At 73.8% G+C, this 14,393-nt stretch carries 9 protein-coding genes; 3 read left to right on the top strand and 6 right to left on the bottom strand.

Annotated features, from left to right (window positions below; translation table 11 throughout):
* Positions 1–38: 38 nt before the first annotated feature.
* From OG514_RS35735 to OG514_RS35725, 3 genes are all read left to right on the top strand, one after another.
* A complete protein-coding gene (locus OG514_RS35735) occupies positions 39–239 on the top strand; it encodes a hypothetical protein (RefSeq protein ID WP_266901926.1) in 201 nt (66 codons plus the stop codon).
* A gap of 165 nt (positions 240–404) precedes the next feature.
* A complete protein-coding gene (locus OG514_RS35730; RefSeq protein ID WP_266901924.1) occupies positions 405–3,608 on the top strand; it encodes a LuxR family transcriptional regulator in 3,204 nt (1,067 codons plus the stop codon).
* A 264-nt stretch (positions 3,609–3,872) separates the two neighbouring features.
* Entirely contained in the window at positions 3,873–5,729 is a 1,857-nt protein-coding gene (locus OG514_RS35725; protein WP_266901922.1) for a BTAD domain-containing putative transcriptional regulator, read from the top strand.
* A 153-nt stretch (positions 5,730–5,882) separates the two neighbouring features.
* Here the strand turns inward: OG514_RS35725 and OG514_RS35720 are convergent, their stop codons facing one another.
* The 6 genes from OG514_RS35720 to OG514_RS35695 all read right to left on the bottom strand — a co-directional run bounded on the left by OG514_RS35720 (position 5,883) and on the right by OG514_RS35695 (position 14,024).
* Positions 5,883–8,051 carry a prolyl oligopeptidase family protein gene (locus OG514_RS35720; RefSeq protein ID WP_266901920.1) on the bottom strand — a complete coding sequence of 723 codons (2,169 nt, stop codon included), beginning with the start codon at positions 8,049–8,051 and terminating at the stop codon, positions 5,883–5,885.
* Positions 8,048–9,604: an MFS transporter gene (locus OG514_RS35715; protein WP_266901918.1), complete on the bottom strand. Its 1,557-nt coding sequence runs from the start codon at positions 9,602–9,604 to the stop codon at positions 8,048–8,050. The genes OG514_RS35720 and OG514_RS35715 overlap by 4 nt, the downstream gene beginning before the upstream one ends.
* On the bottom strand, positions 9,601–10,554 hold the full coding sequence (locus OG514_RS35710; RefSeq protein WP_266901916.1) for a hypothetical protein: 954 nt from the start codon (positions 10,552–10,554) through the stop codon (positions 9,601–9,603). The genes OG514_RS35715 and OG514_RS35710 overlap by 4 nt, the downstream gene beginning before the upstream one ends.
* A 2-nt stretch (positions 10,555–10,556) precedes the next feature.
* Positions 10,557–11,708 (bottom strand): radical SAM protein, encoded by a 1,152-nt coding sequence (locus OG514_RS35705; RefSeq protein WP_323181683.1) that lies wholly within the window; start codon positions 11,706–11,708, stop codon positions 10,557–10,559.
* A 173-nt stretch (positions 11,709–11,881) separates the two neighbouring features.
* Entirely contained in the window at positions 11,882–12,847 is a 966-nt protein-coding gene (locus OG514_RS35700) for a hypothetical protein (RefSeq protein WP_266901912.1), read from the bottom strand.
* Entirely contained in the window at positions 12,819–14,024 is a 1,206-nt protein-coding gene (locus OG514_RS35695) for a glycosyltransferase (RefSeq protein WP_266901910.1), read from the bottom strand. Before OG514_RS35695 ends, OG514_RS35700 begins: the two co-directional genes overlap by 29 nt.
* Positions 14,025–14,393 lie beyond the last annotated feature (369 nt).

Here is a 14,393-nt window from a genome sequence, read left to right as displayed (position 1 = left end):
ACCACCACTCCCGCGGACACGAAGGACGAGTGAGGACCATGCAGATCAGTGACTCGGTGAGGTACGTCAACGGCGGCGCCGGCGCGGAGAGCGCGGCCCAGGAGGACCCGGTGGGCGAGGTGACGCTCGGTTGCGGCGGCATGCTCGGGCGGCGCAGCCGGCTGCTCAGAACGGCGGATGCGGACGCGGTCGCCTCGTGGGACATGCCCTACACCACCGGCACCATCACGGTGTCCTGACGGGGGAGCGGGCGCGTCACCCGGCGCCGTGTCCGGGGATGAACCGGCGACATCACGGGGGTGACCCGGCGAGGTCACAGGGGTGACGCCGTGCGGGAATGGGCGTGGGCCGGGGGGCTCCCCGGCCCTCTGCCGTGTACGAAAGGGTTCAAGTAGCCTGCGTTCATGCGTGCGACGTCGTCGGTCATCGTGGGGCGGGACGCCGAGATCGAGTTACTGGGCGAGGCCCTGGAAAGCGTCCGGAGGGGCGCCGGACGGGCCGTGTTCCTCGTCGGCGAGGCGGGGATCGGCAAGTCCCGGCTGGCCGGCGAGTGCGCTCTCCGTGCGTACGACAGGGACATGCCGGTGCTGCGCGGCCGCGCCACGTCCACCGGGCTCGTCGTGCCCTTCCGGCCACTGGTCGAGGCACTGGCCTCGCGCTTCCGGGCGGCCGGCGCCCCGGACGACCCCGAACTCGACCCCTACCGGCCGGCGTTGGCCGGTCTCGTGCCGGAATGGCGGGCCGCCACGGCGGTGCCCGGATACACGATCTCGCTCGTCGAACTGGCCGAGGCGCTGCTCAGGCTGCTCGCGGTCCTCGGCCGCGAGCGGGGCTGTGTGATCCTCCTTGAGGACCTGCACGACTCCGACACCGAGACGATCGCGGTCGTCGAGTACATCGTCGACAACGTGGCGGACCTCCCGGTCCTGCTGGTCGGCACACTCCGGCCCGACCCCGGCCCGGCGTCGGACCTTGCACTCGCCGCGGAACTGCGCAACACCGCCTCGGTGGCGGAACTCGGACCGCTGGACGAGGCGGCGGTACGGAACATGGTGGACGCGTGTCTGGACGCGGGTCCGGGTGATGTGCCCCCGGCCGCGCATCGACAGCTCGCCCGGCGCGCGGGCGGTAACCCGTACCTCGTGGAAGTGCTTCTGGCCGACCTGCTGGACATGGGGCGGCTGAGCAGGGCGGACGGCGGGTGGCTGCTCGTCGATCACGGCGAGGCGACGGTGCCCACGGGCGCGGTCCGCAGCTGGGCACGCCGGCTCGGCCGGCTCGACGAACCGGTCCGTGAACTGCTGCTCATCGCGGCGACGCTCGGCGGCCGGTTCTCGGTCGGAGCCCTCAGAGCGGTGACCGGACTCGACGACCGGGCACTCTTCGCCCACCTCCGGTCCGCCTCCGAGGCGGGGATCATCGCCCCGGACGGTGCCGCCCACGACCACTACACCTTCCGTCACGTCCTCACGGCGGACGCACTCAGGGCCTCGCTGCCGCCGGCCGAGCAGGCCGCGCTCGCCCGGCGCGCGGCCTCGGCGATCGAGGAGTCCGCCGGTGATCTCTCCGGCGGCGGACTCCCCGGTGAACTGTCCGGGGAGCAGAGTCAGTTGGTGGCCACGCTGCGCCTCGCGGCGGGTGACAAGGTGGCGGCGTCCCGGCAGTTCGCCCAGGTCGGACGGCAGATGCTGGACGCCGGCGCGTCGGGCTCGGCCGCCGTGCTCCTGGAGCGGGCCCGGGGCCTCGCGGCCGACGGGGAGCGGGACGAGGTCACCGTACAACTGGCGATCGCCCAGGCCGAGTCCGGGCGGGTCGACGAGGCATCCGTGCTGCTCGACGATCTGCCGCCGGTGCCCGTCGGGTCGCGTGCGGCGGAGGAACGGGCCCAGGCGCACACCCAGGTCGCCTGGGTCGCGACCATGGCGGAGCAGCAGGAGGAGGCGCGCCGCCGGATCAGGGCGGCCCGCGCCCTGCTCGGGGCCGAGCCGCGGCCGGAGCAGGAGGCGGCGCTCGTGGTGGTCGAGGGTCATCTGGCGCTGCTGCCGGAGCGGGACGGCCGGGGCGGAACGCGTGGACGCGGTGCCACCGGAACCGGTGGGCCGGGTGCCGGGGAAGGGGAAGGCCCCCACGGTGGCGGCCGCCGGGGCGAGGGACACGCCTCGGTGGGCCGGGGCGGTCGCGAGCGACTGAAGGAGGCGGAACGTTCCGCCAGGAGTGCCGCCCTCACCGCCGAGCAGCGCGGCCGGCCCGTGGTGGCCTGCCAGGCCTGGCAGCTCCTCGCCCTCCTGTCCCGGGAGCGCGGCTTCGACGAGGCCGACGCCTGCCTGGGGCGGATGCTGGAGGTCGCGGAGAAGCACCGGCTCGCGGTGTCCCGGGCCGAGGCGCTGGTGCGGCTCGGCACCAACGCGTTCATGCGCACCGGGGAAGCGACCCAGCTGGAGACCGCCCGTGCGGCGGCCCATGAACTCGGCTCGCTGGCGGTGCTCCAGACCGTCGACGGGCTGCTGGCCATGCAGAGCGTGCTGGGCGGGCGCTGGGACCGGGCCCGGGAGATCGTCGACCGGTCCGTGGAAGCCAGCGCCCGCCTGCAGAACCTGTCGGCGCACCGCTATCTGCTGCTCGTGGACGCCACGCTCGCCGCCCACCAGGGGCGGGCCCGCGAGCTGGACAGAGCCCTCGCCCGGTTCCGCAGGGCGGGCGGCGAGGAATCGATGCTCGTGCCCCTGCAGCGCGGACTGTGCCAGGCCGTGGGCGCGCTGATGGCGGAGGACCGGAAACGCGCGACCGCCGAGCTCGACGCGGCCCTCGCCTGGGAGCGGGAGCATCCGAGCTTCTTCTACCTCAGCGGGCGGTACGGGCTCCGCCCGCTGTTACGGATCCTCGACGGCGACGGCGACGGCGACGGCGACGGCGAGGGTGACGGCGACGGCGACGGCGAGGGTGACGGCGACGGCGACGGCGAGGGTGACGGCGGCGCGGCGGGGGGTCGTGGTGGAGGCCGGGCGGTGTATCAGGAGGCGCTCGCCTCGCCCGGCGGCCAGCTGGCCTGGAACCGGATGTTCCTCGGGATGGCTGACGCGGTGCTGCGCGGCCGGGACGGCGACCGGGACGGCGCGAGGCGCGCCGTGGAGGAGGCCGGCCGTGCGGCGGTGGTGTTCCCGCAGGCGTGGCATCTCGCCCTGCGGCTGGTCGCGGAGGCGGCCCTCGCCGACTCCTGGGGCGAGCCGGTCGCCTGGCTGCGGACCGCCGAGGAGTACTTCCACGAGGCGGGCGTACAGCCCGTGGCCGGTGCCTGCCGTGCGGTCCTGCGGCAGGCGGGAGTCAGCGTCCCGCAGCGCCGCGGCGGCCGGGAGCGGATCCCCGCGGAGCTGCGCACCGCGGGCGTCACGCCGCGCGAGTACGAGGTGTTCGTCCTGCTCATGGAGCGACCGGGCAACCTGCAGATCGCCCAACGCCTGTGCATCTCGCCCCGGACGGTGGAGAAACACATGGCGAGCCTGATGACCAAGACCGGGTGCGCGGACCGCTCTGCGCTCTGCGCGCTGTCGGCGGAGCGGGCGGAGGACGAGGGCTCGACCGGCGCCGCTTCTCGACCGACGTCGGCCTGAGCGACCTGACTCGCCGGAGCGGTCCGACCTGCCCGACCTGCCCGACGTGCCTGTGCGGTCCGATCGGACGGGTGGCGGACAGGGGACATAGGGGGTCGGCGGTCCCGGGATGGGGGGCGCGCCCGTCTCCATGGGGGTCCGGTCCCCCAGGGCGCGGCCGTCTGGGGCCCGACTGTGAGGGTCCGGTACCGATGTGTGAGGACCCAGGGCGGTGGATCATCGAGCGGACCGACCAACTCCCGTCACCACACGGAGGTTTGCTCGATGCCGAGTCCGTCCGCGCAACCCGCAGCGTCACCCGGCACACTCCGGTTCTCCGTCCTCGGCCCGCTGGCGGCCCACCGCGACGAACGGGCGCTCGCGCTGGGTCCGTTGAAGCAACGGGTGGTGCTGGCGATGCTGCTCGCATCCGCCAACCGTCCCGTCTCCGTCGACGCGTTGACCGATGCCGTGTGGCCGGAGGAGCCCCCTCGTACCGCCCGCAAGAACATCCAGGTGTACGTCAGCGCCCTGCGCGCGTTGTTGGGGGAGGGAGACCATGACCGGACACCCCGGCCCCGGCTCATCCACACCGGTGCCGGATACGTACTACGCGTGGCGGAGGACGAGCTCGACCTCCTGGAGTTCCGCTTCCTGGTACGGGCCGCCGAGGGACAGCGTCCGGGCTCGGCCGCTCGACTGCTGCGGCAGGCCCTCGACCTGTGGCAGGGGCCGCCGCTGGGCGATGACCTGCAGCAGTCACCCAGACTGGCGGAGGAGGCCGAGCGGCTGCGGCTGCGCCATCTGACGGCGTACGAGAGCTGGGCGGAGGCGGAGTTGGAGCTGGGCGGCGCCCCGGCGGTCGTCGAGGGGCTGCGCGACCTGGTGGAGCGGCACCCGCTGCGGGAGCGCCTCCGGTCCGCCTGGATGTGCGCCCTCGGCAGGACGGGTCGGCAGCCCGAGGCGCTCGCGGTGTACGACGACTACCGGCAGCTCCTCGCCCGGGAACTCGGCCTGGAGCCGAGCGGCGCCATGGCCGCGCGCTATCGGGCGATCCTCGCCGGCGACGCCGGGGTCGAGGCCGGGGCCCGGGCCGGGGCGGACGCGGGTGCCGGGCCGACGGGCGGGACCTCCCCCGCCGGCCTGTCGGCTGCGACGGCTCTTCCGTCCGACCTGACCGACTTCACGGGCCATGGGGACGAACTCCGGTACCTCCTCGCTTTGTTGGAGAGCCGGGACGCGGCCGATGTCGTGCTGCTCTCCGGACCCGCCGGGGCGGGGAAGACCACGCTGGCAGTACGGGCCGCTCACCTGCTCGGCAACCGGTTCGCCGAGGGACGGCTCTGCGTCTCCCTGCGGGACGCGGACGGGCGAACCCGCCCCCTGTCCGCCGTACTCGCTGAACTCGGCGAGCGAACGCGGGAGACCGGCCTTTCGAGCCCCGAGGCGTGGCGGGAGTGGCTGGCGGACCACGAGGTGCTGGTGATCCTGGACGACGTGCCCGAGGAGCGTGCCGTACGCCCGCTGCTCCCGTACGGCGGACGGAGCAGGGTGGTGCTCACCGCACGGGGCCAACTGGGCGGCCTGGCACCCGTGCACCGGGTGACCGTCCCCCCGCTCGACACCGCCGAGGCCGTGCAACTCCTCGCCGGGCTCGTCGGCCAACAGCGGGTGCGGGCGGACCGGGACGCCGCGCTGCGGATCGTGCGCGCGTGCGGCGGCTCGCCGCTCGCGGTCCGGGTGAGCGGGATGCGGCTCGCGGTACTCCGCCACGTACCGCTGCGGGAGTTCGCGGACCGGCTCACCGACCCCGTCGGCGCCCTGGACGAGCTGACCTCGGGGGACGTGTCCGTACGGCGCTGGCTGGCCCGCGGCCGGGAGACGCTGCCGGAGGAGTGCGGCCGGGATGCGGGTCGGCTGGCCGCGGGCACGGGCGACGGCCCGTTCGGCCTGACGGAGGCGGCGGAGGCCCTCGGCTGCGACGAGCGGCACGCCGTAAGGGTGGTGGAGGCACTCATCGATGCCGGAATGGTCACCTCACCGGGCGGCGAGGTCATGGCCCACGCGGCGCAGTACGACATGCCCCACCTGATACGGCTGTACGCGCGGGCCGCGGGATACGGGACGCCGGTACTGACGTAGGGCGGAGCGGCGGCTTCGGCCGGCGGGGCCGGGTGGGCGGCGGCGGTGTCGTCATGCGGAGTCGCGCCGGCCCCGCCGGCCCCGGTGTCGTCATGCCGAGTCGCCCCGCCGGGCCGGCCCCGGTGTCCGTGGCCGAGGTGGTCGGACGGTGCTTCACGGTGTCGTCGCGCCGGCCCCCGGGGCCCGGAGGCCCACACGGGATGCCAGGAAGGCCAGGCACTCCGCCTGGAGTGCCGATGCTCGGGATGCCGCGCGGTCGCCGTGGCCGACGCCGTGCTCCAGGCGCAGGAGGACCGGGCCGGTGCCCGACGTGGCGTGTTGGAGGGCGGCGCACATCTTGCGGGCGTGCAGGGGGTCGGTTCTCGTGTCGCCGTCCGCCGCGGTCAGCAGCACCGCCGGGTACGCGGTGCCGGGGGTGACGCGGTGGTACGGGGAGTAGCCGAGCAGCACCGGCAGGTGCGCCGGGTCCTGCGCGCTGCCGTACTCGGGTGTCCAGCTGGGGCCGAGGCCCGACAACTCGTAACGGACCATGTCCAGGAGCGGGGACGAGCACACCACGGCGGCGTACTTCCCGGGCTCCTGCGTGAGCGCCGCGCCGACGAGCAGCCCGCCGTTGGAGCCGCCCATGATCGCGAGCCGGCCCGGCTCCGTCCAGCCCTCCGAGATCAGCCGGTCGGCAGCGGCGGCGAAGTCGTCGAAGGTGTTCTGCTTGTGCGCCCCGCTGCCGGCCCGGTGCCATGCCTCGCCCTCCTCGCCGCCACCGCGCAGCCCCGCCCAGGCGAACACCCCGCCGGCCCTGACCCAGGCCAGGACCTGCGCACGGTACCGGGGCGACATCGTGCGGCCGAAGCCGCCGTACCCCGTGAGCAGCACCGGCCGCGGCCCGTCGGGGCGCCCGGTGGGGGAGATCACGAACATCCGTACCGTCGTCCCGTCCCGGGAGGGAAACGCGACCTGGCGGGTGACCGCCCCGTCGACCGCCGGGGCGTCGGGGGCCTCCCGCTCCCAGCGCGTCACGCGAAACGTGCGCGCGTCGAAGTGGAGCACTCGTACGGGCGTGACGAAGTCGGTGTACGCGAACCAGGCCTCGTGACTGCCGGGCGGCCCCGCCGAGAAGTCGCCGACCGCGCCCGTGCCGGGGAGCGGGACCGTGGCCACGTGCCGGCCCTCGACCAGGTCGTGCACGGTCACCTCGGCCACCGTGTCGCGGGTCCAGGCGGCCAGGCCGAGCGGATGCTTCAGCTCCGGTCCCGAGAGCACGACCAGGTGGGTCAGCACCGCGTCCGGCCGCTCCGGGATCACCTCGCGCCACGCATCCGGCCCCAGGTGGAGCTCGTCCGGCCGGCAGGCGACGACACGACCGCGCGCCGCGTCGCGGTCGGTCCGCAGCCACACCGGATCCGTCGGACCGGTGCCGGACATCGCGTGCAGCCTGGTGGCGGCTCCTCTGCCCTCCTGGACCGGCCTGAGCGGCGGGCGGTCGAGGGGGCCGGCGGACAGGTCGGCCAGGTGGACGTCGGTCCCACGGCCGGTGCCGAGCGTGGCCGTGATGCCGAGCCAGCGCCCGTCGGCAGTCACGGAGACGCTGTAGAACTCCGTCTTGTCCCGCCCTTCCCCGAAGACCACGGCGTCCGCGTCCGCCGGAGTCCCGACCCGGTGCAGACAGACCCGGCGGTGGTAGCGCTCCTCTCCGGGGTTCAGCCGGGGGTCCAGGTGCCGGACGTAGTAGAACGCCCCGCCGCCGGGCAGCCAGCCGATGGACGACTTCCGCACCCGGTCCAGCGGCCCGTCGACGACCTTCCCGGTGGATACGTCGATCACCCGGAGCAGCGAGTCCTCCGTGCCGTCCCGTGACACCTGGCAGGCCAGCAGATCGCCCTCGACGGAGGGCTCCCAGGCATCGAGCACGGTGCGGCCGGACGGGTCGAGGGCGTTGGGGTCGAGGAGCACCCGCTCCGGCGCGCCCGTCCCGGCCCCGGTCGCTGCCCCGGCGTCGGCCACCACGAGCACCGGATGCTCCTGGCCGGCGTACTGCCGGAGCCAGAAGACCCTGTCGCCACGGAGCTTGGGAGACCGGACGCGATCGACGGCGCTCAGCGCCGCCACCTCCGCCTCCCACCGCCCCAGGTCGGCCAGGCCCGCGCGCTCGGCCGCGTGGAGGGCCTCCTGCTCCGCGCTCCAGCGGACCGTCGAGGGGGCCGCGGAATCCTCCAGCCAGCGGTACGGGTCGGGGACGCGCAAGCCGTGGATCTCCTCGACGACGTCCTGCCGCTCCGCGTGCGGGTACGGGCGGCGCCGTGTCGCTCGGGCGTCGGTGGTCACTCGGGGCTCCCTCGTTCGTGGTCGGGGGGCGGTCGGTGGCCGTAGGCCCCGGCCGGCGGCGTGGCGTGCCGGGAGCCGGTGCCCGCGGCGCGGTCGACGGTCACCGCGGCGGCAGCAGCCTTCTCGGCGACCGCCTCCTCGGCCACAGCCCCGGCGACCTCCTTCTCGGGCGATTCCGCGGGCATCTCCTCGGTTTCCTTGCCGACGGTCCCCTTGGCGGCCTTCCCGGCGGCCACCTCGGCCTCCTCCGTGCCCGGCAGGGCGAGCCAGGCGAACACTCCCGCCAGGACGACGATCACCCCGGACGCCGCGAAGATCGTGTCGATGGGGCCGAACCGGACACCGCCCACCGAGCCCGCCACATCCCGCAGCACGGAGCCGGCGAGCCAGCCGGACAACACCGCGGCGAGCATCGACGCCAGCTTCGTCACCGGATAGAACACGGCCATCACGCGCCCCCGGAATTCCGCGGGCGCCGCGGCGAGCAGCAGGGGAGCCATCGCCGTGTTCAGCACGGTGAGCGGAACGGTGAAGACGAAGAGCAGCGCGATGCCGCCGAGGAAGCCGGTCTGACGGGAGTAGGCCACCAGCAGGACGCCGCTCACCAGCAGACTGACCCAGGTGCTCCGCCGCGCCCCGAGCCACTGCACGACTCGGCCCCCGCTCAACGCGCCCGCGATGCCGCCCACTCCCATGGCCATGCCGATGTAGCCGTAGAGATGGGCGTCCGCGTGGAGGTTGTCGGTGGTGAAGAAGACGTTGAGGGTGCTCAGCGCGCCGAGTCCGAACTGTCCGATGACGGCGAGCAGCAGCAGCGCGACCAGGAACCGGCTGCGCGCGAAGAACCGCACACCGTCCGCGAACTCCCTTCGCAGACTGGTCTTCTGCTTGCGGGCCGGCTTCGGCGCCGAATCCTTCGCCTCCGCCGCGCCGGCCGACGGACGTACGTCGATCGACCGGATGGCGACGTAGGACACCGCGTAGGACAGCGCGTTGAAGAGCAGGGCCCACTGGATCCCGGCGGTGAAGAGCAGCGGCGCGGCGATCGGGGGGCCGATGATCCAGGCCGTCTCGCCGGTCGCCTGACCGATGCCGGCTGCCCGGGCGCGGTCGGCCTCTCCGGTCACGAGGTCCGCGAGGATCGCGAAGCGCGCCGGTGAGAAGAACTGGCCGGCGGCGTGCAGCAGGAGCACGGTCGTGTAGACGAGGGCGAGCCAGGCACCGGACGGGAGCGCGTCGGTCGGCAGGAAGGAGACGACGGTCAGGACCACCACCAGCGCTCCGCGCACCACCTCGGTGCGGAGCAGCGTCGCGAGCTTGTCCCAGCGGTCGACGAACACGCCCGCGAGCGGGCCGATGACCAGGACGGCGACGCTGGATGCCATGAGCACCCCGCTGACCGCCATCGGCGCCCATGCCTCGCCCTTCGCCAGTACGGTGGCCACCCACAGCACCAGCGTCGTGCTGAAGACGGCGTCCCCGACGGACGAGACGGCCTGACCGAACCACAGCCGGGTGTAGTCGCGGTTGATCAGGATGAGGCGCGGCGTCATGACAGCCGCCCCGGGGAGGAGACGATCGTCGCCATCAGGGCGGTCACCAGGGTCGTGTGGTACGCCTTCCGGAAGAACTCTCCGGCGGTGGCCGACGGAGGCGCCTTGAGCGCCGCGGACCGTCCCGGGATCGCGCCGTCGGGGCGCTGGGACCGGACCAGGCATTCCACGGCGGCGGCCCCCGACGGCGTACGCAGGGGATCGCTCCCGAGGACGAACTGCGCGAGGACGAGCTCGGCGGCCAGGTCCCACCGGTCGTGTGCGACGCAGTGGAGCAGCATCCGGCGGATCAGGTCCTGTGCGTGGTCGACGGCGCCCGCGTCGAGCCGGGGGTCGGTCCGGCCGAAGTCGCCGAGGTAGAAGGCGGTGTGCGTGAGGGCGTACGCCTGCGGGGTGGTGAGCGGCTCCACCGCGTCCGGGGCGAGTCCCCCCGAGTCCTTCGAGCCCTCGGGCGGCCCGGCCGCGCGGAGGGTCACCACCGGGCTCTGTGGCAGGAGTCGGGCGTACGGCTCCATGCCGTGGCGTACGCCTGCCTGGTCCGCGTAGTAGCGGATCTCGATGCGCCGGTACGGCGACTTCCCGCGCGGCGAGAGGAAGCCGGGGTCCAGAAGCGCGAGCGCCGCCCGGCCTTGCGTGCCGTCGATGCCGTCGGGCGCGAGGGCCGCGTAGATCAGTCGGTACGTGGATGCGTATGCGGGGATGGCGTCGAAGAGTTTCGGGAAGTCCGGGTCCTGCCAGAGCTTCCGTACGAGGGCGGTCGCCCCGCTCAAGGCGTCCGGAGTGTCGTTCGGGCGGGCCGCGCGGTGACAGAGCAGCCCCAACTCCAGTGCGGCCTTGGCCTTTCCGTGTGTCGCAGGACCGGTGCTCTCCGAGAAGGGGTCGAAGTGGTCCAGATTCCGTCCCAGCCAGTCGAGCGCGCCGGCGGAGAGCTGCTCCAGAGGTGTGGGCATGGCTACAGGCGCCCCGTCTCGTGCAGATGGTCGAGCAGGGCGGTGTCGACGGTGTCACGGAACCTGGCGAGGGTCCGTGCGTCCTCGTCGTAGCTGTAGAGGTCCTGGCAGGCGATCCAGCGGTCACCGGTCTCGGCGCTGGGCAGATAGCCGTCGGTGACCGTGCCGACCTCCCAGTCGGGTTTGCCCGCGGTCTCCCAGCAACTCGCGAGCGTCCCGTCGGCGCTGACGACCGCGCCGTAACGGCCGTCGGTGTGACCGCAGGTGACGCAGGTCTTCCGGCCGCCGGGGCGGTTCACGGTGAAGCCGAGGCCGAGTGCCCGGCGCTGCCACCGGGTGAACGCGGCCGAGAGCTCACCCGTGTGCAGCAGACTGTTGGCGAATCCGACGCCCACGTCGCCGACCCGGGCGAAGTACAGGGTGCAGCGCCCGGGGTCGAGCGCGGTGGCGAGCCGGTCGATCAACGCGTCGACCCCGTGGAAGGTCTCCTGGGAGACGTTCACCCGCAGGGTCCACCGGAGTGGTGTCGCCTCGGAGGCCTTGACGATGTTGCGGACGATCTTGTCGAAGGTCCCGCTGCCGTCCGCCCTGCCGACCCGGATCCGGTCGTGGTCGTCGCGGTCGCCGTCGAAGGTGACCTGGACGGACGTCAGCCCGCGCTCGTGGAGCCGTCGCGCCAGGGACGGGGAGAGCAGGGTGGCGTTGGAGATCATCCAGGCCGAGGTGGGAGCGATGTCCGCGGCCCGCTCCAGGAGTTCGAGACAGCCGCGCGGATTGAGGAGGGGCTCGCCGCCGAAGAGGAGGATCCTCAGCTTCTCCAGGCCGACGGCCGCCATCCGGCGTTCCGTGAACCCGAGGATCGAGGTGATCGTCTCCGAGGTGAGGCGGGTCCGGGCGATCCGGGGCGGCCTGCTGCCGCCCGCCAGGTCCTGGGCGGTGTTCTGGAAGCAGTATCCGCAGCCCAGGTTGCAGTGGGTGCTGGTGAGGACGGTCAGGGCGTAGGCGCGGACCGTGGCAGGGGTGAACATGCCGCTGTCGCGCAGCCGTCGCTCCGCCTCGGGGCGCAGGGAACCGTCGGCGGTGACGTGCCGGGCACCGAGGCGGGCCACCCCGCCGGGGCCGAGGAACCACCAGTCGCGCGCGCCCCGGAGCAGGCGCGCGCCGGAGGCGGCGAGGTCGTGTGCCGTGGCCTCGTCGAGGTGCGCCGTCGGGTCGGTCCTGACCGCCCGGTCGCCGCTCGTCGCTCGGTCGGTCTCCGCCGCTCGGGTGACGCTCGTCGCTCCGTCGGTCCCCGCCGTTCGGTCGACGCTCGTCGCTTGGTCGATGCTCACCGTGCCGCCTCCCGTACTGCCGGTGTTCCCGCGGGGGAGTGCCCGCCGGGCCGGCCGTTCGCGACGATCAGCGTCGCGAGGGCCGTGACGAGGGTCGCCTGGTAGGACTTCCGGAAGTACTCCACGGGCGGCGCGTCCGCCGGGGCGCGTCTGACGACGGACCGCCCGGGTATCGCTCCGTCCGGCGCCTGGACCTCGGCGAGCATCCGGATGCCGGCCGCCCCGGAGGGCGTACTCAGTGGATCCGCGCCCAGGCAGTACTGGGCGAGCACCAGCTTGCCGACCAGGTCCCATTCGCCGAGGCCCAGGCAGTGGTGCGTGAGCCGCTCCACGACCTGGAGGGCCTGTGCACGGGCGCCCTCGGTCAGGCCGGGGTCACGGAAGCCGAAGTCGCTGAGGTAGAACACGGTGTGCGTGACCACACAGACGTCGAGGTCGGCCACGGGCAGGGTGGCGGCCCGAGCGGGCAGGCTGGCCGCGTACAGCTGCTCGTACGGGGCGAACTCGTGCTCCGCGCCCGCGAGATCGGCGTAGAACCGGGCCTCAAGGTGGAGGTACGGGGCCTTGCGGCGCGCCGCCAGATAGCCGTCGCCCTTCAACCGGGCCAGGACGGCGCCGGGTGCGTCGGTGGCGGCCCCGGCGGGCGCCAGCCCCGCGTACATCAGCTCGAACTGCCGTGCGTACCGGTGGTCGAGGGTGAGGAGGTGCGGGAAGTCCGGTCGCTGCCAGGCCCGTTCCACGATCGCGGTCGCCCGGCCCAGGGCGGCCTCGGCGGGCACGGACTTCCCCCAGTAGCGGCAGAGCAGCGCGAGTTGAAGGAGGGCCTTGACGCGTGGGGTCACCGGCAGCTCCGCGTGACCGGCGGGCGAGTCGAGGTACCCCGCCTGCCGTGCCAGCCAGTGCCGCGCACCCATGGACAGACGTGCCACGGCCTCATCGAGGCCGACTGATCGCGTACTCATGGTTCTCCTTCGGGGTTGCGGATGCCACAGCCACCCGCTCGATCAGGTCGGCCGCGCGGGCCGCGCCGTCCACCGCGGCCAGCCTGTCGCCGAGCGCGCGGGCTCGGGTCCGCAGGCCTGCGTCGCGCGACACCGACTCCAGCAGCGCCGACAGGTCCACGGACGGGGTCTTCGGGTCGCGCACGGCCACGCCGGCCCGGACACAGGCGCCGGTGAGCAGTGGCTGCTCGGACCCGTTGGGCGAGAGCGCCAGGGGGCGGCCGCGCAGGAGGGCCGACAGAACCGGGGCCGAGGTGCCGTTGGCCAGCACCAGGTCGGCCGCGTCGACGAGCGGTCCCATCCAAGGCTTCCGTACGAGCAGGATGTCGGCCTCCGGAGCGGGCGCGGGGTCGGTGGACCGCCCCTGCTCGACCACCGCCTGGAACGGTCCGCCGGTGAACGCCTCGTTGAGCCGCGGCCAGAGGGTTCGGCCGCCGAAGAAGCGGCCGAGGTGAACGTAGACGACGGGCTTGCCCGTGCCCTTCCGCTCCAGGTGATCCCCGACCGCATCCAACTCTCCCTGTCCCGGCGCCGGTTCCCAGGGCAGCGGTCCCACGTACCGGACCCGCTCGGGGAGTTCCGCGCCCGGGTGCTCGAGTGCCGGATCCCCGCGGAGCAGCAGCGCGTCACCGAGGAGCGGATCGTCCTCCCAGCGGGAGGCACGCCCGGCCAGACCGACTTCCTCCCGAGTGGCGGCGTGGAGGGCCCGACTGTCACGGGTCCGGCTCTCCCGGGTCCTGCCCAGGTGCGGCTCCCCGTTGCCGCCGCTCCGGTAGTCCCACAGATGAACCGAGAGCCCGACCACGACCACCGGAACGTCCAGGACTTCGGCGGCGAGCAGGGCGCCGTTGCACAGCACCGAGGTGACGAGAAGATCGGCCTGTGCAGCCCGGGCCGCGCGCAGGATCGCCCGGTACTGCGCCGCACCGGTCTTCCCCCACCACGTGGCGGAGAACGCCCGCCGGCCGCCGAAGTCCTCGGCCGCCGCGCACGGCAGCCCGGCCTCGGCCACGACCGGCGCGGCGGAGGACCTGGCGAGGACGCTGACGTGATGGCCGCGGCGGCGCAACTCGCGGCCGGCCGCGATCGCCGGGTAGAGGTAGCCGCCGTCGCTGAGCGGGCAGAGCAGGATCTTCACGACGTGCGCGCTCCCTCGGGATCGGGCCGGTGGGGGAAGGGGGAAGACGAGGGGTGGCAGGCGGTGGCGGGCGGTGGGAGAAGGGTGGGGACGGTGAGTGGCCGCGGGCCCCCCGCTTCCTGGCGTGATCCGCCGAGAACCGGGTGGCCCGCGAGGTACTCAGGACGAGACGAGTCGCGTCAGGAGATGTCGCTGGAGTTGTTGATGATGCAGCCGGCCTCGTCCTCCTCGGCCTCCCCGTGCGCCACGACCTCGATGTCCTCGTCCTCGACCGGCTTCGGGTTCGTGTTCTCGGGCATGTTCGTCCTCCTCGTTTGACGGCGTCGCTGCGCCGGCTGGGAAAAACGTACGAAGGGCGGGTATGGGAAC

Origin of the sequence: Streptomyces sp. NBC_00572 (genome assembly GCF_026341815.1) — a bacterium.
Lineage (GTDB): Bacteria > Actinomycetota > Actinomycetes > Streptomycetales > Streptomycetaceae > Streptomyces.
Note: the sequence above shows the minus strand (reverse complement) of the source record. Positions and strands in the feature narration are given on the sequence as shown.

Excerpts from the sequence above, each read along its gene's own strand:
- OG514_RS35730 (WP_266901924.1), top strand. The coding sequence starts at position 405 with ATGCGTGCGACGTCGTCGGTCATCGTGGGGCGGGACGCCGAGATCGAG.
- OG514_RS35725 (WP_266901922.1), top strand. The coding sequence starts at position 3,873 with ATGCCGAGTCCGTCCGCGCAACCCGCAGCGTCACCCGGCACACTCCGG.
- OG514_RS35735 (WP_266901926.1), top strand. The coding sequence starts at position 39 with ATGCAGATCAGTGACTCGGTGAGGTACGTCAACGGCGGCGCCGGCGCG.
- OG514_RS35700 (WP_266901912.1), bottom strand. The coding sequence starts at position 12,847 with ATGAGTACGCGATCAGTCGGCCTCGATGAGGCCGTGGCACGTCTGTCC.
- OG514_RS35710 (WP_266901916.1), bottom strand. The coding sequence starts at position 10,554 with ATGCCCACACCTCTGGAGCAGCTCTCCGCCGGCGCGCTCGACTGGCTG.
- OG514_RS35715 (WP_266901918.1), bottom strand. The coding sequence starts at position 9,604 with ATGACGCCGCGCCTCATCCTGATCAACCGCGACTACACCCGGCTGTGG.